The 17,292-nt window shown below is 64.9% G+C and carries 12 protein-coding genes and 1 pseudogene; 9 read left to right on the top strand and 4 right to left on the bottom strand.

Annotated elements, in window-relative coordinates:
* Nucleotides 1–375 precede the first annotated feature (375 nt).
* The 5 genes and pseudogenes from AB0300_RS16850 to AB0300_RS16830 form a co-directional block, all read left to right on the top strand.
* Nucleotides 376–506 (top strand): annotated as a pseudogene (locus AB0300_RS16850) (IS3 family transposase); the annotation flags it as partial.
* Nucleotides 507–755: 249 nt separating this feature from the next.
* Nucleotides 756–1,484 carry a VIT family protein gene (locus AB0300_RS16845; protein ID WP_105950107.1) on the top strand — a complete coding sequence of 243 codons (729 nt, stop codon included), beginning with the start codon at nucleotides 756–758 and terminating at the stop codon, nucleotides 1,482–1,484.
* Nucleotides 1,485–1,557: 73 nt separating this feature from the next.
* The gene (locus AB0300_RS16840) at nucleotides 1,558–2,967 is read left to right on the top strand and encodes a ferric reductase-like transmembrane domain-containing protein (protein WP_105950108.1); all 1,410 of its coding nucleotides are present in this window, start codon (nucleotides 1,558–1,560) and stop codon (nucleotides 2,965–2,967) included.
* 19 nt (nucleotides 2,968–2,986) lie between these two features.
* A complete protein-coding gene (locus tag AB0300_RS16835; protein ID WP_105950109.1) occupies nucleotides 2,987–3,442 on the top strand; it encodes an FMN-binding protein in 456 nt (151 codons plus the stop codon).
* Nucleotides 3,439–4,236: an FAD:protein FMN transferase gene (locus AB0300_RS16830; protein ID WP_105950110.1), complete on the top strand. Its 798-nt coding sequence runs from the start codon at nucleotides 3,439–3,441 to the stop codon at nucleotides 4,234–4,236. Before AB0300_RS16835 ends, AB0300_RS16830 begins: the two co-directional genes overlap by 4 nt.
* Here the strand turns inward: AB0300_RS16830 and AB0300_RS16825 are convergent.
* From AB0300_RS16825 to AB0300_RS16815, 3 genes are all read right to left on the bottom strand, one after another.
* On the bottom strand, nucleotides 4,208–5,191 hold the full coding sequence (locus AB0300_RS16825; protein ID WP_105950111.1) for a HAMP domain-containing sensor histidine kinase: 984 nt from the start codon (nucleotides 5,189–5,191) through the stop codon (nucleotides 4,208–4,210). The genes AB0300_RS16830 and AB0300_RS16825 overlap by 29 nt on opposite strands.
* Nucleotides 5,188–5,862 carry a response regulator transcription factor gene (locus tag AB0300_RS16820; RefSeq protein WP_105950112.1) on the bottom strand — a complete coding sequence of 225 codons (675 nt, stop codon included), beginning with the start codon at nucleotides 5,860–5,862 and terminating at the stop codon, nucleotides 5,188–5,190. Before AB0300_RS16820 ends, AB0300_RS16825 begins: the two co-directional genes overlap by 4 nt.
* 100 nt (nucleotides 5,863–5,962) lie before the next feature.
* Nucleotides 5,963–7,213 (bottom strand): sodium:proton exchanger, encoded by a 1,251-nt coding sequence (locus tag AB0300_RS16815; RefSeq protein ID WP_199787652.1) that lies wholly within the window; start codon nucleotides 7,211–7,213, stop codon nucleotides 5,963–5,965.
* Between the two features lie 1,300 nt (nucleotides 7,214–8,513).
* On the opposite strand from AB0300_RS16815, the gene AB0300_RS16810 reads away from it, so the two are divergent.
* The 4 genes from AB0300_RS16810 (at nucleotide 8,514) to AB0300_RS16795 (ending at nucleotide 12,775) form a co-directional block, all read left to right on the top strand.
* Entirely contained in the window at nucleotides 8,514–8,831 is a 318-nt protein-coding gene (locus tag AB0300_RS16810; RefSeq protein ID WP_105950114.1) for a hypothetical protein, read from the top strand.
* Nucleotides 8,832–8,844: 13 nt separating this feature from the next.
* On the top strand, nucleotides 8,845–9,765 hold the full coding sequence (locus AB0300_RS16805; RefSeq protein WP_105950115.1) for a hypothetical protein: 921 nt from the start codon (nucleotides 8,845–8,847) through the stop codon (nucleotides 9,763–9,765).
* Between the two features lie 74 nt (nucleotides 9,766–9,839).
* A complete protein-coding gene (locus tag AB0300_RS16800; RefSeq protein ID WP_105950116.1) occupies nucleotides 9,840–10,832 on the top strand; it encodes a tyrosine-type recombinase/integrase in 993 nt (330 codons plus the stop codon).
* Entirely contained in the window at nucleotides 10,829–12,775 is a 1,947-nt protein-coding gene (locus tag AB0300_RS16795) for a hypothetical protein (protein WP_105950117.1), read from the top strand. The genes AB0300_RS16800 and AB0300_RS16795 overlap by 4 nt, the downstream gene beginning before the upstream one ends.
* 554 nt (nucleotides 12,776–13,329) lie before the next feature.
* Here the strand turns inward: AB0300_RS16795 and AB0300_RS16790 are convergent.
* Nucleotides 13,330–17,292: a hypothetical protein gene (locus AB0300_RS16790; RefSeq protein WP_366216527.1), complete on the bottom strand. Its 3,963-nt coding sequence runs from the start codon at nucleotides 17,290–17,292 to the stop codon at nucleotides 13,330–13,332.

Here is a 17,292-nt window from a genome sequence, read left to right as displayed (position 1 = left end):
GCTCCAGTGCACGAGCAGCCCATCGCGGGACGAAGGCTATGTTCGCCGTGCTTCAGGCGACGAGGAAGAGCGAGCCGACGCTCGCGGCCGTCGAGATGAGTAGTCCGCCCGCGGCGGTCAAAAAGTCGCGCCGAGTCGAGTTGAGCACTCGTACGCCGCAAGAAGGCTTTGTTGTCGTAGGTAGGACGTGTGAGCCCATGTTCGGCGCAAATCGCGTCCCACTTCTCGTCCCTACCGATGAAGAGAACCATTGACGAGGGGTCGCCGGGAGGTGCGAGTTGTCCTCGAACTCGGCCTTCGCGAGCTCTTCCATCTTGCCGATCCGCGCCTGGGCATGATCGAACTCCTTGCGCGCGCCGATGGGCCCCCGGCAACGACTTCCGCCTCGCCATCGTAACCTGAAGCGAACGGACCTACTACCGGCGCCGTCGACAGCGAGCCCTCGGCAAGTTGCGCCCGTCGAATTCGAAGCCATCATGACCACACAGGCCGCATCCGCGGCCTAACACGAAGAGTCACCAAGACCCTCGGCAGTCCCACGGAGCTTCGATCAGACCGGGAGCTCGTCGTACAGCACAATCCACCCGCGGCTCAACGCTTCGGGACAACGGGGGCTGGCACTGGACGCTCCCCATTGACCTGAAGCTTCAGATCACGCCAGCGTTCCAAAGCGAGCCCAGTTGCGGTTTTGTATTGGATCCGCGATCATCTTGAATCAGTCTGCGAAACCAGTCGAAGGATGCTTAGCTAACGCCATGGACGACAACGCGCCTGAGGGCGCCCACCGCAACGAGCCTCACTCTGGCGATCTCGGTGGGCGATTGAACTGGCTGCGGGCAGGCGTACTTGGCGCCAACGATGGCATCGTTTCGGTTGCGTCGCTCGTCGTGGGCGTCGCCGGGGCGACGACGGATTTCGCGCCTCTGGTGACGGCGGGTATCGCAGGGCTGGTCGGTGGGGCGGTCTCGATGGCGCTGGGCGAGTACGTCTCGGTCAGCAGTCAGAGCGATAGCCAGCGGGCGCTGATCGCGAAAGAACGCCAGGAGCTGGTCGATGATCCCGCTGCGGAGCTCGAAGAGCTCACCGGTATCTACCAGGCGAAGGGGCTCACTCCCGAGACAGCACGCAAGGTCGCGGAAGAACTGACCGCCCACGACGTCCTCACCGCGCACCTGGAAGCAGAGCTCGGAATGACCGAAGACCACGTGGTGAGCCCGTGGGCTGCCGCTGGAGCGTCGGCTCTTGCGTTCACTATCGGTGGGTTGCTCCCGTTGCTGGCGATCTTGCTGCCGCCCGTCGACCTGCGCGTCCCGATCACGTTCATCGTTGTCCTGCTCGCGCTGGCGCTGACGGGGTTCGTGAGCGCGAGGATCGGCGGGAACCCTGCGGTCCGGCCGACGGTTAGGGTCGTGGTCGGCGGGGCGCTCGCTCTCGCCGCGACGTTCGCACTCGGGTCGCTTCTCGGAACGACCGGCGTTGCCTGAGAATCACCTATGACAGCTTCAGGTGCACAGCTTTCTTAAAGCTCTCTCAGAGGGCCGCGTGGACGATGGCGTCATGAGCACCCTCCGCACCGCCTCAACGTTCACGCCGACCTTGCGTGTATCGAAGCCCCGGGTCGCCACTTCGTGGTGGCGGGTCGCCGCACTCTGCGTGATCTGGGCGACGAGCTTGTTCGTCGTCGCACTGTGGGTGGCCGGGGGCGGGGTGACCGCCGTACTCAGTTTCTCTGCGGAGAGCGTGACCACTCTGGGACGGCTCTCCGGGCTTGTCGCAGCGAACCTGTTGCTCTATCAGGTGTTGTTGATGGCGAAGGTTCCGCTGTTCGAGCGGGGGTTTGGGCGTGAGGGGATCACGCGGTTTCATCGACAGGTCGGCTTCTGGTCGTTCTGGTTGATGGGTCTGCACATCCTGCTGCTGGTCATCGGGTACGCTGCGGCGGCGGGTGTGGGACTGTGGGATCAGCTGTGGAGTTTCGTCTGGGATTACCCGGGGATGCTGCTGGCAACTGCGGGAACCGGTCTGCTCGTGATGGTCGTGGTCACCTCGATCCGCCGTGCCCGCCGTCGCCTGCGGTACGAGTCATGGCATCTGCTACACCTGTACGCGTACCTGGGCGTCTTCCTCGCTCTGCCGCACCAGTTATGGACGGGAGCCGACTTCCTCGCATCAACACCGGCCACGATCTACTGGTGGTCGCTGTGGGCTATCGCAGCGGCAGCCGTCATGGTGTTCCGCGTCGTCGCACCGCTTGTCCGTTCCCATCGACACGCTCTCCGCGTCGACACCGTCGCACTCGATGGGGCAGCCGGTGTCACCGTGCGCATGTCCGGTCGGGACCTCCGTGCGCTGAAGGCACGGGCGGGCCAGTTCTTCGTGTGGCGGTTCTTGGATGGGCCAGGATGGATGCGAGGGCACCCTTTCTCCCTCTCGGCCGCTCCGGGCGACACCTACGCGCTTACGGCGCGCCTCGTCGGCGACGGCACGACACGACTCGCGTCGCTGCGTCCGGGCACCCGAGTGTTGGTGGAGGGTCCGTTCGGGGAGATGACCGGAGATCGCCGCAGCGGCCGGAAGCTCCTCATGATCGGTGCGGGAGCCGGAGTGGCCCCGCTCGTCGCGCTTCTCGAGGCGGAGCGATACGAGCCAGGTGACGCGGCCCTGGTCGTCCGGGACAGTGCGGACTCTGACGCTCTACTGCGGGAGCCGATCTCGTCGCTGATCCGTGAGCGCGGAGTGCGCCACTTCCCGCTCACCGGCCCCCGCGCGGGCGGCAACTCCCCGTGGCTGCCGGCCACCCACACCGCCTGGAATGGCCCCGATCTGCTCCGCTACATCGCCCCTGACCCGGACGAGTACGACGTCTACCTGTGCGGCCCCGACGGGTGGATGCGCGCACTACGAGAAGACCTCCAAGGCGCCGGCTTCACCGTCGACCGCATCCACTCCGAATCCTTCACTTCCTGAGCACCGAGGGAGCAACGCCATGAAGAAGATCATCTACGCACTCCTCGCGACACTGAGCGGGATCGTCCTCCTGTTCAGCTACCGCACCTCCCTCGACGCTGTTCCCCCCTCCGACATCGCCAGCCCCGCCAGCAGCACCACCCAGGGCACCAGCGGGTCGGCATCGACCACCACCGCCGGGACTACGACGGGGCTCGCGGACGGGACGTTCACCGGCGACACCACCCACACGCGCTACGGGCCCATCCAGGTGCAGATCACCGTGTCGGGAGGGAAGATCACCGACGCGCAAGCGCTCCAGTATCCCGACAGCAACGGTCGAGACCAACAGATCAACGCACACGCGATCCCGCTGCTGGTCTCCGAGACCGTCCAGGGCCAGAGCGCACACATCCAGATGGTGTCCGGCGCGACCTACACCAGCGACGGATACACGAGCTCGCTGCAGAGCGCTATCGATCAGGCACAACAATGACCACGCCAGACATCCACGTGCACGTGGAGCACATCATGGGCACCGCCATCAGCATCCACATCGTCGACCCGCGTGACGACGCTGCGGTCCGGGATGCGGTGCGGGCGTGCGTCTCGGAGCTCCGCGACATCGACCGCGTGTTCTCGCCCTACCGGGCCGAATCCGACATCAGCCGCATCCGGGCCGGTGACCTCCGCATCCAGGACGCTGACCCGCGCGTGGCAGAGGTCGCTGCCGCGTGCGCCGACTACGAACACGAGACCGGCGGGCTCTTCTCCGCATCTTGGCGGGGCGGGTTCGACCCCACCGGGTACGTCAAGGGGTGGGCGGTGGAACACGCGAGCAGACGACACCTCGCCCCTCTCCTCGTATGGTCACGGGCCGTCGGCATCAACGCCGGAGGAGACCTGCAACTGTTCACCGCACAGGGCTCGGACTGGGTCTGGGACGTGGGAATCGCAGACCCGTGTCGCCCCGGGAGCGTTGTCGCGACGATGCAGGTGACGAATGGTGCTGTGGCCACGTCCGGTCCCGCCGAACGTGGCAGGCACATCATTGATCCACGCACCGGTCACCGCGCGCACGGCATCGCCTCCGTCACCGTCGTCGCCGACACTCTCGCTCACGCAGACGTCTGGGCTACGGCCGCCATCGCCGCAGGCTCCTCCGACACCACCTGGATCGCCGCCTCCCGCACGAGGACCGGGCTGCTCGTCACGGATACTGGAGCCACCACACGGTGGATCGGGTCGACGCCCGTCGAGGTCACCTCGGCGTCGTCGTGGGCAGCGTAAGAAGGAACACTGTCCTTCCCGGGGACGTCGATTCGACGACAACGCTCCCTCCGGCGCGCTGTGCGACATCCCGCACCAGCGAGAGCCCGATCCCGAATCCGCGTCCACGGCCGCTGTCGGGAGAGCGAGCGAACCTCTCGAACACCTGAGCGGGGTCGATACCGGAGATCCCAGCCCCGTGGTCGGTCACACGTATCTCCACCCCGCTCGCCGACCGCCGTGCTGAGAGCTCGACCGAGCCGCCTGCCGGTGAGTGCGCGACCGCGTTATCCAGGAGTGCGACCAGAGCCCGCACGAGGGTCACCGGCAGCACCGGCACGACAGCGTCCACGACGTCGACGTCGATCCTCACAGCCGTGTCGTCCGCCAGGGAGCGGATCGCGGCTGTGGCGCCGCGAGCGGCGTCGGCGAGGACCGCTGATTCTCCGGCGAACGACTGTCCTTCTGCGGCGAGGAGCATGTCGGAGAGGACGTCGCGCATGCGATCCGCGTCTTCTCGCAGCTCGCGCGCCGTCGCGGTCACGTCCTCGCCGCGGTCCAGACGGCGCTGCAGGATCTGGATACGGCTCGTCAACGCCGTCAACGGCGTACGGAGCTCATGGCTCGCATCCGCGACGAACTGTCGTTGCCGCCGCAGAGCATCGCTCAACGGGAGTGCTGCTCGCCGCGCGGCGATACTCGCAACCACGGCCAGCAACAGCACCCCCACCGCACCGAGCAGGACCACGGCGGGCACGAGAACACTGATGTCGACGACGAAATCGTCCCCACCCGCACCCGGGAACCACCCGCCCTCGTGCCTCTCGCCCTCACGGCGCGACGACGACAGCACCACCGCGAGAAGAATCAGCACACCTCCGAGGACGATCACCCCGGACGAGACGCCCACCCAGACCGCGACGACCCGAGCCGCCCGCCGCACCTTCTCCGCATCCGGGTCTCTCTGCGCACTCATGACGGGTTCCCCGCACGATACCCGCGCGCTCTGACCGTCTCGATCATCTCCGGAGTCGTCTTCTTCCGCACATAGTGCACATACGTGTCCACGGAGCTCGCGGAATCACCGGCAGGGAACACCGCCCGGAGGATCTCCTCTCGACTGAACACATGGTCCGGACTCCCGCTGAGCACCTCCAGCAACGCGCTCTCCGTCGCCGTGAGCGTGATCCGGTACCCCGACGGGTCAAAGACCGCCTGTGCTGTCGGGGCGAAACTCCACTCACCGAGCTCGCGCCGCGCCCCACCCGACTGGAAAGCCCGCTGCAATGCGCGCAACCGCGCCAGGAGTTCCTCGTAGTCGAACGGCTTGACGAGATAGTCGTTCGCCCCACCGTCGAGCCCCGTGACCTTGTCGTCCACCGCGCCCAGGGCAGTCAGCATGAGCACCGGGGTCGTGATGTGCGCCGTGCGCACCGCGCGAACAAGATCGACACCGTCCATCCCCGGCAGCCGCCGGTCCACCACCATCAGGTCATACCGGGTACCCAGCGCCAAACGCAGGGCGACCTCGCCGTCGGACGCATGATCGACCCGATACGTCTCCGACAACACCTCGACCGTCATCGCCGCGATCAGTGGATCGTCCTCGACATACAGCACAGACGCGAGCTTCGAGGATCCCACCATGAGGTGATACTGCCACGCGCCACGGGCATCACGCTATGACTCACGACAAGCGCACAACGGAATCGAGCATCTCACTCACACAGCAGATGCCGTGCTCACGTCACTGCCAGGCAGCCGTCGGAGTCTCGCTGAGACGTTCCCGAGTAGGGGTGCGGCGGAACGGTGCCGTGAGAGTGGGCAGGATGTGTGCGCGGTGCGCGATGAGCATCCCCACGGCGATCAGCACCTGGATTGCTGAGAGGATGTAGCGGCCGGTGGTGTCGGTGACGAAGAACTGCACAGCGAAGATCGCTGCGAGGGCGACGGCCGAGCGCCAGTGGAAGCGCAGCGCGATGATGATCGCGACGCCCATGAGGGTCTGTGTGCCGGTGAGGACAAACTCTTCGATCTGGCGGGAGTCGAGTGGCAGGTCGCCTCCTCCGCCTCCGAAGAAGTGCGCGATGGGGAGGGATCCGACGAGCAGGCTCCACTGGTTGACCTTCGAGGCGATGAGGGTGCCGATGGCGGCGGCGCCCATGCCGCGCAGCGCGAAGAGCACGGCGATGATGAACTCGGGAGCCTCGGAGGCGAGTGGGGCGAGCCACTGGACGAGGAAGTAGCTGTCGATGCCGAGCGACGTCCCCGAATCCACGAGCGCGGTAGCGAACGGTTCGGCGCAGGCGAGGATGATCGCGGCCGACACGACGAACATCGAGATGACGGTGACGCGGCGGGCACGCGTCGGCATTCCGGCGATGTCGGCTGCCGCTCCGACGAACTCCTCTTCGCCGTCGTCTTCGACCCGGCTCGCGCGCCATAGGTACAGCACGAATCCGGTGATCAGGACGAGGCCGAACCAGATCGGGATGTTGCCCAGCAGCGGGATCGCGAATGCCAGCACCGCGAGGATGCCGAGGAATCCGACGTCGAGGCGCGCAGTCACGGGAAGGCCCAGACTCGACACCCGGCGCGTGTCGCCACGGCCAAGACCTCGATTGGCGACGATGAGGGCGACGATCACGACCAGCGGCCAGCCGAAGCCGAGCAGCAGCCGGTTGGACCCGGTCATGTTCGCGGCGGCGTACTGGGCGTAGTCGGGGTCCGAACCCGAGCGGAACGCGTAGTACAGGTCGACGGCGTACTCGGGGAGCACGGCGATCAGGGCGAGGATCGCAATCGCGAGGGCGCCGGAGATGTCCTTCTGCGCGGCTTCGGCGGCCCAGGCGAGCAGGAAGCTCGCAGCGACCACCGCGGCACCGAACACGAACAGGTCGACTACGGGGTTCGGGTGGAATGCGAGGATGCGGAACACAACGGCCGGGGCGGCAATCGTCAGGCACAACAGGATGCGGGAGATGAGGGCGCGAGGCATCGCGCTCTCCTTTCGGTCGGGCGCGACCGAAGAGACGACACAGCGGAGCTTCGGCCACACAGAGAGGCCGAAGGTCTCGCTCATCCCGGATCGGGACGGGGCACCGGACGATCTCCGTGAACGTCAGTATGTCGATGCACCCTCAGGCGCTACGGCCCGGAGCTACTCCCCTTCGATACCCCCAGTCTTCCGGCCGGCGAGCTTCGAACATGGCCGAGAGAACGGATTCGGAGCTTTTCGGGAGACCTGAAGCGGAATCGTAAGGCCGAAGCTAAGACACTTCTTATCTTTTCGCTGCGCCGAAAGCATGAGCGAGCGTTTCTCAAGCGCCACAGCCGGCGGCGCAGCCACTCAGAGCAACGGATGGCAGCATGACATGGCCTCGCCCAGACTAGCGATTCGGGGTGCGGGGTCGCCCACGGCAATGACGCCGAGACCCGAATGATAATGCTGGCACTTGACGTTCTCGCGTCTGGTAGACAACCATCCTGCAGCCCGACCACTGCTGGATGCGATCAGGCCAGGATTGCGAAGCGTGCACGAAATTCAGCATGTGGGACCGCTCGGGTGCGGCCGGGGTTATGTTCGGCGCGCTTCTCGAATAAGTCGGAGCAACTTCTGAGTACGAGCACGTTCAAGTCGTCCGTTTCGGAGTCGCAGCAATTGACGGCCGAGCCATCGCGCGAGCACGAACTCTGCCCGATCTGCCGCGTGCAATCGAGGAAGGGTGCGATGCGCTGCGACGAATCGTTCGCATTCTTCGAACCTTTCGTTCCACGCGCGATCCAGGGGATCCCACTCGAAAGCGGGTGAGACGTCGAGTCGAGCGCGCTGGTACGCGTTCAGGCCGCCTTCGAAGCGACGCTGATACCGAGCCCACTCGCCGAGATGGCGTTCCTCGTCCATGAGGGTCGTCCTCGCGCGAGTGTTCTCGCGTGGCGCGCGACCGTGGTGTCGCCAGTGATCTTCGTAGGCATGGAGAGAACGGATCCAGGTCGCTGCGCGGCGCTGAGGTACGACTTGGTCGTCAAGAACCAACGTCACCGCCGCGGCGAACCGGTCGGCGACGGGATCGACGGGCCCCTCCGCCCGTCGTAGTTGTTCAGCTTCTTGGTGGAGTTCTGCAGGGGTCGACGCGCGCACAGGGTCCTTTCATGGGCGAGACGGCTCGCCCAATGGACCTATGCGCGGTGTGCACCCGTCGTCAGACCGCGCCGAGCACACGCGTCGCTGTCGCTGAGTCGGCGGAGTCGCCCTAGACGGCTTCGTAGGGTTGCTGACATTTAAAGGAGGCGTCATCGTGCAGATCGACGACGAGCCGCAGGTCCGGGTGCTCGACGAGATGGACGGCGTCTTCGTCGTGACCACAGATGATGGAGTCGAGTACTGCCTCGACATGAACAACCGACAGGTCACCCGCACGGTAGAAGTGCGCACAGGGGTCCGTACGGTGCTCGACCCAGAATCCGCCGCGCTGGTCGCTGTCGCGACGTGCCGAGTCGGCGTTCCGATGGTGCTCCTCATCGACCGAGACGTCCCCGGAGTGTTGTTCACTCGCCGCACGTCCGCCACGGTGTTGAGCATCAACCAGGTGTCACGAACACCACTCCCGCAGTAGGAACAGCTGGACCATGGCCGATACCAAGGTCGACGATGAGGCCGACGACGGAGCCTTCGCGCCGAAGAAGGCGGCACGGTACTGGACGACGCTGGGGCCGGTCGTGACGGCTGCGGTGAACAAGACGGCGAGTCGGACGGGTCGGGAGGCGCGTTCGCTGTATCCGGTCGCGACGGCGTTCGTGCTGTGGGCGTGGCAGACCAAAGGCCTGGAACTCGACGTCGCACAGATGTTCCGGCGTCGACTGGTCGAAGAGTACGTCCACCGAGGGATGGAATCGTTCACGCGCGGGAGCCGGGCCACGTATCGCTCCGTCCTCCTCACCATCGTCGACACCGTGACCCCACCCTCAGAGGCCCCCTTCCCTATTCCTCGGTCTGATCCCACTCCGCCATACAACTCAGCTGAGATCGCTGCCCTCCGGAGCTGGGCCGGCGCCCAGGGGTCGACTGTCCGCCGTCGTGACGCGGCCGCCCTCCTCGCGATGGGGTTCGGAGCAGGCCTCGCGACCCGTGAACTTCTGTCGGTGCGCACCGGGGACATCGACGTGCGCGGGGACGACGTTCATATCCTGGTATGGTCGGGGCGACCACGGCTCGTCCCGGTTCTCCCTGCATGGCAACCCGCACTCCGAGAAGCGATAGAAGAGCTGGGCGACGACCAGTGGGTATTCCGTATTGGACGCACGGGGGTGCGGTCGGCTCAGGTCACCGACTTTTTACATCGGGGGCACAAGACAGAGCTGGATGTTAGGCCGGCGCGGATGCGGACGACTTGGTTGCTCACCCATCTGCAGGCCCGGACACCTCCGGGGGAACTCCTTCGTATCGCAGGGCTCGAGCACCTTGCGGCGCTGGATAGGATTCGACGGTTCCTTCCGTCGCGGGCACCACTTCCGCCATCGAAGTCCGACTTCGAGCGCTCTCGGGACTAGGCCGGTGCGCTGTGCTGCGGGAAGTGCGACACGCCGTACGCACGCTTTGGCGACTGGCCGCGTACACGGTGGTCATGAACCCAAACCACCGACTCAGCGACAACCTCGACGAGACCGCAGCACTACTCGCATCCCACCCGCAGCTGCCCGAGCTGGCCGCGCCCATCATCGTCAAGTACCGGCCCAACAGCGCCGCCCTGGCTGGCGCCTGGACGGCCACACGCTCCTTCACCGTCGAGACCGCAGCCGCGATGCTGCCGCACTCGTTCGATGTGGCTCGCCGGCTGATGACGATGTCCGCGTCGTTCCACATGTGGGTGTGGGCGCGGACGGGTACAGAGCTGACGATCCGTCGGGTCTACACGCAGAGCAACATCGACCGGTTTCTCGAGACGGTCCATAAGAACCGATCCGCGGGTCACCGGTGGGGCGTATCCCGTCAGCTGGTGAAGATCGGTCGCGAGCTCGCCGACGCCGACCTCATCGCCATCACGGCACCGCACGGCAAGGTCCGCTCCCCGTTCACGACGAAGCAGATCGCGTCGATGCACAGCTGGGCGAACTCGCTCACCACCGTGAAGAAGCGCCAGAACGCTCAGGCGCTCCTCGGACTGGCCGGCGGCGCTGGACTGACCGCGGCCGAGATCGTCAACGTCCGCGTCGCCGACATCCACCGCGACGGCGACGTCGTCTTCGTCGATGTCGTCGGCAAGCGTGCCCGACGCGTACCTGTGCGACACGCCTGGGCTCGGGTGCTGCTTCGCAGCATCGACGGCCGGGCCGACGCCGACCAGCGTCTGTTTCGTGGACCGCGGATCGCCGAGTACCCGCCCCGCATCATCCAGTCCTTCCTCACTGACCACCCCGCGCCCGTCCGTCCCACCCCGGCAGCGCTTCGTGCGGCGTGGTTGCTGCACCACATCAACAACAACGTGCCGCTGCCCGTGCTCCGTGAAGTGGCCGGGTTCGAGCACTACTCGACCCTCGTTCGGTACTACGAGCACGCGAACGTGCTGGATGTCGCTGACTTCACTGCTCAGCTCGTCGGAGCGGAGGTCGCACGATGACCTCCGTCGACATCGACTACTACCGCGCCTTCGACGACAACGACGACTGCGGCATCACCGAGCGCGAGGTCCTCGGTCGCGGCCGCGACCTCCAGCAGTTCGACGACTCCACTGTGGCCTTGGCGGAAACCCGCGTCCGGCAGTCCGGCATCCTCGAGCAACTCGACCGTTGGGCCGCTGAAGATGCCAAACGCGACGGTATGGGCGGACGACCCGCGATGATCTCCTACCGCGCCCTGCTCACCGCCCTCCTTCTTCTTGCTCAGGAAGGGGCCCCGCTCCACATCCGGCGTGCCGCGTACGTTCTTCAGCACAGGCTCTCCACGAAGTCCAGCGACCTCCTCGACCTGCCCGAGACGCCCACGAGCTTTGCTACCCATGTCGCCACAACGAAGCGCTGGTACACGAACACGATTCGCGCGTTCCACCGAATGAAGACCCTGATGGACCCCTACCCGCAGGAGCTCTACACTGCCAAGACCCACACTCAGATCCAGGAGATCCTTCGCAATCACGACGCAGAGCGCGCGGAGAAGTACAAGGCGCGCCTGGACGAGTACACCCGCCTTTTTATCCGCATGACGTTCATGCTCCAGCCGCGAGAAGTGCGTCGGGCTTCGAAGCAGATGGATCTCTCCTTCGACCAGACCTACATCGGCACACCCACCACCAAGGGGTACAGCCGCAAGCATCTCGCGAGCAAGGTCAAGGCTGAAAAGGGAGCCGATTTCGGCGAGGTCTCCCCTGGCCCCGTGGACGCCTTCGCCGGGTGGCACGTCAAGAGCGGCAAAGCTGAGCGCGTCGACAACCAGAAGGGCGAGGTCGACCAGACCGCACCTGAACGCGGGAAGTCGGGAGACTACGACTGGGGATGGGTGGCGAACCTGGCCGTTCGCGTCGACGCCGAGCAGCCCAGCTCAAAGCGGTTCCCGAGTCTCGTGGTCGCCGCGTCCCTCAGCATCCCGAACATGGAGGTCGCCGAAGAAGCTGCGCACCTCCTCGAAGCCGCAGCGATGCTCGACCTCGCCCCTGGTGTCGCCGACGCTGACAAGCAGTACTGGGCCAACGCCAAGCCCTTCCGACTCCTGAAGCCGGCATTGAAAACCGGCTTCACTCCGTCCACGGACTACCGATCCGACCGCGTCGGCGTCAAGGGTGGCCAGCACGGCGCCTTGTTCGTCGAAGGCGACGCGTACTGCCCGAGCACGCCGAAGCCCCTCCTGAACGCCACTCCGGATCGTCTCGGCGACGTGATCGACGTCGCAACGCATCGAGCCCGAATCGAAGAGCGGAAGGCCTTCCAGCTGCACGTCAAAGACAAGGCGAAGACGCCTGACGGAAAAGTGATGCTGCGCTGCCCGGCCCTCGGCCCCAGTCCGACGGTCACCTGCCCACTCCGCGAGATGATGCTCAGCGCGGCTAAGAAGGCCCGCCCCGAGGTCGAGCCCGAGACCCTGGAAGAAGAGTTCCTCGACACCATCTGCAAGAAGCACTCGGCCGCGTTCGACCTCACTGAGATGCAGGCCCCGCAGCAGGCCTTCGCCTACGGCACCGAAGAGTGGGAGACCTTCCACGACCACGCCCGCAACACCGTCGAGTCCGGAAACCATCAGCTCAAGGCATCAGGCGACGCAGACATCGAAACCGCCGGTCGCCGCCGCGTCCGCGGAATCGCCGCCGCACAGATCCTCGTCACACTCCTCATCGCGGCCCACAACATCCGGAAGATCGCAGCCTTCTTCAGCGACCGAGAGATCGAACGAGCGCGCACGACTCCACGTGTCCACACCATCCGCCGCCGCGACCGCGTCTGGGCCAATCGCTACACGAAGACCACAGGCAACGGCGACCTCAGTATCCCCCGAGGCGGTCGAGCATCGTCGCTGACGAACACACCGCCCGGCCAACCGAGCGAGCTCGCGCTGACACCAATGCGCACCTGAACGGCTCCGTACACTGACGACGCCCGCTGGCGGCACGCCCGGCACGCTCCCCGCTACACCAGGACAATCGAACGCGCCCGAAAACCGGGCGCGTTCGTGTTTTCGTCCCCAGAATCGTGCGGACTCGACCATATGAACTCGAATCCGATCTCGCAGACGCAGAAAAGGGAAGGGCACCTGCTCGAAGCAGGTGCCCTTCCCTTTTCTCTAGCTGTTCTGCAATCAGTATTGCCAACAGCCCAATGGTCGGGCTGACAGGATTTGAACCTGCGACCCCTTGACCCCCAGGTACCCGGATCGGCCTGCTCCCTTGATTTTCCGGGCCTCTCTGCTCCGCAGCAGGCCCGTTTTCACGTCATGCGTTGCATGGTTTGCATGCATCAGGTCCCGGCCAGGTCCCGGCGCTTGGTAGACGCCCAGAACTCCATCCAGGGTTTACGCGGGGTTTACCGAGGTGCTAACGGCTACTCAACAGGTGTGCTCGTCGGCATCTCACGCGTTGGTCTCTGGCCCGCGCGACCGGCCAGAGCCGTGCTGCCCGATCGCGTACGAGTTCACAGCTGGATCGCGGGCGCATGTTTCAGATTCGCCTCCAGCTTCGTCCCGTGCCTCAGAGTGAATCCTTCTTTCGCTCCGGTGTGCGTGATCCCCGCCAAGCGGGCGAGCACAGCTCGATGGTCATCGTCGACGTCAAAGCGTACGACGCCACTTCCTCCGAGAGCGAGCCGCCGGCACTCCCCGCCCATCGGGTGCAGGAGCGCCCTCAGTTCGGTGGTTGACAGCCCTTCGCTCTGAGTAGCCGCGAGTTGTATGAGCGCGCGGCGTGAAGCGCCGGACTGGCGCAGCGCGTCAATCCGCGCGAAGTCAAGTTGTTTGCCTTGCCGGGCGAGCGCACTGGCGACAGCAGTCCCGTCTGCTGCGGTTGCTCCCGTGAGCAGTTCCACGAGCTTCGCTGTCAACGCGTCACGTGTATCCGCCGACAGCTTGCTGCTGGTCAACATGGACGCGAGGTGACGGGGCGGCATGATGGTTGCGTCTGCGAAATCGGCGAAGCTCTGGGACGCCTGGATGGCGCTCTCAAGGTTGCGCCAGTCCGAGAGCAGGTCGGCAGAGAACGTGTCTGGGGCGTCGGCCAGTAGCCCCTCGCTGAGGAGAAGTCCTACGAGCTCACCGTCTTGTGCTTGAACGTGCGTGATGGGGAGCACGCCGGGCTCTAGCGATTTCACGAGCGCGACGCGCGTCGAAGGGTCAGGAAGCGAGTCTCTCGCGGCAAGGATCGTGGCGGCCAGCGCTGACCTTGCCGCTTGAGCGACCTCTGCGGTGGTCGTGATCTGAGCGCGCTCGGCAAGGAACTCGCCGAGCGCGGCGTCGAGTTCGTGCTCGTTCACGTAGCGCTCGACGTTCTCGAAAGTCTCGTCTGTTCTCCTGAACTTGACGAGCGCCGACCACGCTGACGGGTCAACGCTCTCGAGATCTGGAACGGTGCAGGCATCCGCGGTCGCCGAGACGAACTCATCGAGCCAGTCGCTTCCCAATGAGGTTGCGATGTCGTTGAGGACAGGGGTGAACTGGGACGGCTCCTTGATCGGCGTCGCTGGCGGGTCGAGCTTCCCGAGAGCGTCGAGGTAGTCGGGAAGATGTTTACGCACGTGCTCGTAGATCTGCGGGCTTTCTGCCCGTGAGCGCAAGGCATCGAGCGGGACTTCTTCGGCTCCGCCGATCGCTTGCAGGTTGGGTGCAGTTACCGGATAGATACTCAGCGCCGTCGCTGCGGTGATGGCAGTGTCGTTGAGCGGGGTGAGATCAGCGATCGTTGCGCCGGCCTGTTCGAAGACGGCCATCACGATGGCTGCGCGCTCCGGGTTCTGTGGAGCGATAACGGTTGGGAGCTGCGGGTAGTTGGCAGCAAGGAACGGTCCAACTTCGGGGTCGAGATCGTCGCGCTCGCCCGAGCGGACGGCGCTTAGGACGGCGTCCACCAACTGGAGTCGAGAGGCAGGGGCGAGCGCTACTTCCGAAATGGTGAAGTGGAGCGCGTCCTGCCAGTCGGGCGCCATCATCGAGGTGAGTGCGGTGGCCTGGTCACTGGTTGCCCGTTGCAGGAATCGGCTCAGGAAGCTCCGTTCTGCCTCGCCCCATCTTGCGGCCAGATGGTCCGCGACCCGCTTTGCCGCCTGAGGACGGTGCAGGAGGAGGTAGGCGACGATGTCGAGGTTGTAGATGCTCGGGTCGTCGAATAGGTCTGCATCGTCTTCATCCGCTTGCTGTTCTGCGAGGACTTGAACAACGTCTTGTTCGTTCAGCTCGTACTCAATGATGGGTGTGCCTGGTTCGATGGCTCTGGAGATGAATTCGGTGGCGTTGAGCCCGACGACCTTGCCGTAGAACGTCGATGCGTACCTCGCGAAGTGCCGCGGAAGATAACCGTGTGCGATCAGGCCGGCTGCAAGTCCACTCGGCGCATGCTCCTGGACAAGATCAGCAAAGTTGAGATGGGTGGAGGCACCGGCCTTCGGAGCTGCTGGAGCTTCACTCGCTAGATGGTCCGTTACCTGTTTCGGAGTTTCTCTTCCTACGGCGTCGACGGTGAGGTCGGGCCGTGAGTGCAGTTCGGCCCAGGTGTGGTGTCTCAGGAATCTGATCTCTGCCTCGGTGGATGCGATCTGGTCGCTGAGCTCATCCAAGTCAGCTGTGCGCCATGAGGCAGGATCGATCGGCATGTCCAGAAGTTGCGCGAGCAAGTGCCGACCGACCGTCGCTGTCTTCGTCTGGCGCTGACCGTAGTTTCGGTCCGGCTTGGTGGAGAAAGTCAGGATGAGTAGCTGCCCGTCGGCGATCTGTTGCCAGCCTGTCAGGTTCGCCAGGTTGTCGTCTGACAGAGGACCGCTGAACTGGACCCGTTCGGGAGTGATTCCTTGCGCGAGTTCGAAGAGTTCGGAGCGTCGCGCGTCGAGCGCGGTTGCCACCCGTCCTAGCCGCAGGTCGAGAGTGGCTCCGGTCTCCAGCTGGGTTCGCAACCGGGTGAGCTCCGCGGTGAGGGTTTCCAGGTTCTCTTCGACGAGAGTGAGCCATCGGCTGTTGAGGTCGTCTAGTGGGCTGGTCTTGAGTCGGATCTTCTCGTAGGCATCGGGGCTCGTTGCGCGTAGAAGCACCAGAGAGAGGATGATGTCGTGATTGATGTCGGGCATCGGTGCCCGGGCAGAGGTCACCAGTCGGTCCAAGTGGACTTCGAATTCGTTGCGGATCGACAGGAGGGTCCGCATGTCCGCCACGTGCCGTGCGGCGAGCCGGATGAGCGATGGTGAGATCCCAGGAGCGCCCTCATTGTGCGCGAGGTGCGGCTGCATGATCTCCATCAGGAGATCGCGAGCGTTGTCGGCGGTGACGAACGGGACGATGGGGATGATCACGTCGAAGTACTTGGCCCGGTTGGCCTTGTCGATCTCGAGGACGGGGGTCGTATCGACGGTGACCGTGTCGCTCGGTTCTCCCTCGCTCGTTGTCTTCTTTGCCCCGATGCGGCCAAGGACGCTGTCTCGGATTGCGTAGATGAAGATGACTCGTCGGCGGATCTGACGTGAGCTGTTGAGGAGAGTGTTGAGTGCGCGCAGCGTGTCGAAGACCACGGCGTCGTCGAATCGGTCGACGTCCTCGATGAGAACGATGCTGGCCTTGCTGACCTGGAAGAAGTACATGATCTCGTCGAGATACTGGTCGAAGTAGCTCGACGAGGTCGGCGTCAGGCTGACAGTGACTGCTCCGGCCTTCAGGCCTGCCTGGAGCGCGTACCTGCCCGCGAGCACCCACCACGCCGCGGTGGTGCCGAGCACAACCGCAGCGGCCGTGATACCCCAGAACCAGAGTACGGACCAGCCGACTTCTTCGATGCGCTGCGTGATGTCCGGTTGCCACCCTGCGAGAAGAGCTATCACCCATACGGCTCCGACGGTAGCCGCGGCGGTGAAGGCGACGAATAGCCCCGTGCCCCAGCTGGGCGTCGAGGCGCGGGGGAATCGAGATCGGGGTGTTCTGCCCGGCGGTAGGCGGTATAAGAGCTGCTTGACGAGCTCTTTCTGAATCTGGTTGCTCTTCTCGCGCTCGGCCGGGTTCTGTATCTGAGCAGGAGGAATCAGGTCGGGATCAAGTGTCGAGAGCGAAAGCTCAACAATGCGCCGACGTCGCCACCAAGTACGTCCGAGTGCGCGGAGAACGCTGGATTTCCCCGATCCATACGAGCCAGTGAGAGCGACGCTGCGAGTGTCTGGGTGGCGCAGCGCTCGTTCAAGCAGGTCCAAGTAGACCTGGTGGTATTCACGTTGGAAGTCGGGCGCGAGAGCTTTGAGTGGGATGGTGTTGCCGGGCCTTGCAGGTCGGCGGGGCCGGATCTGTTGCCGCTCGACGCGTCGGGCCGTGAGCGCGACCAATCTGCGCCTTAACCAGCCGCCGCGGGCCACGGCTCCAGGCGCGGCCTCCTTGCCGTCGCCATCCGCCGTTACCGCTGACTGCTCCTCAAGCAT

This window comes from Microbacterium sp. NPDC078814 (assembly GCF_040702645.1).
Classification (GTDB): domain Bacteria; phylum Actinomycetota; class Actinomycetes; order Actinomycetales; family Microbacteriaceae; genus Microbacterium.
This window is presented reverse-complemented; position numbering and strand designations above follow the sequence as displayed.

Bases quoted from the DNA above. Each gene is read 5' to 3' on its own strand.
- AB0300_RS16825 (WP_105950111.1), bottom strand. From the start codon at position 5,191: ATGAGTGCGCAGAGAGACCCGGATGCGGAGAAGGTGCGGCGGGCGGCT.
- AB0300_RS16845 (WP_105950107.1), top strand. From the start codon at position 756: ATGGACGACAACGCGCCTGAGGGCGCCCACCGCAACGAGCCTCACTCT.
- AB0300_RS16820 (WP_105950112.1), bottom strand. From the start codon at position 5,862: ATGGTGGGATCCTCGAAGCTCGCGTCTGTGCTGTATGTCGAGGACGAT.
- AB0300_RS16830 (WP_105950110.1), top strand. From the start codon at position 3,439: ATGACCACGCCAGACATCCACGTGCACGTGGAGCACATCATGGGCACC.
- AB0300_RS16835 (WP_105950109.1), top strand. From the start codon at position 2,987: ATGAAGAAGATCATCTACGCACTCCTCGCGACACTGAGCGGGATCGTC.
- AB0300_RS16790 (WP_366216527.1), bottom strand. From the start codon at position 17,292: ATGCTTGAGGAGCAGTCAGCGGTAACGGCGGATGGCGACGGCAAGGAG.
- AB0300_RS16840 (WP_105950108.1), top strand. From the start codon at position 1,558: ATGAGCACCCTCCGCACCGCCTCAACGTTCACGCCGACCTTGCGTGTA.
- AB0300_RS16800 (WP_105950116.1), top strand. From the start codon at position 9,840: ATGAACCCAAACCACCGACTCAGCGACAACCTCGACGAGACCGCAGCA.
- AB0300_RS16795 (WP_105950117.1), top strand. From the start codon at position 10,829: ATGACCTCCGTCGACATCGACTACTACCGCGCCTTCGACGACAACGAC.
- AB0300_RS16805 (WP_105950115.1), top strand. From the start codon at position 8,845: ATGGCCGATACCAAGGTCGACGATGAGGCCGACGACGGAGCCTTCGCG.
- AB0300_RS16815 (WP_199787652.1), bottom strand. From the start codon at position 7,213: ATGCCTCGCGCCCTCATCTCCCGCATCCTGTTGTGCCTGACGATTGCC.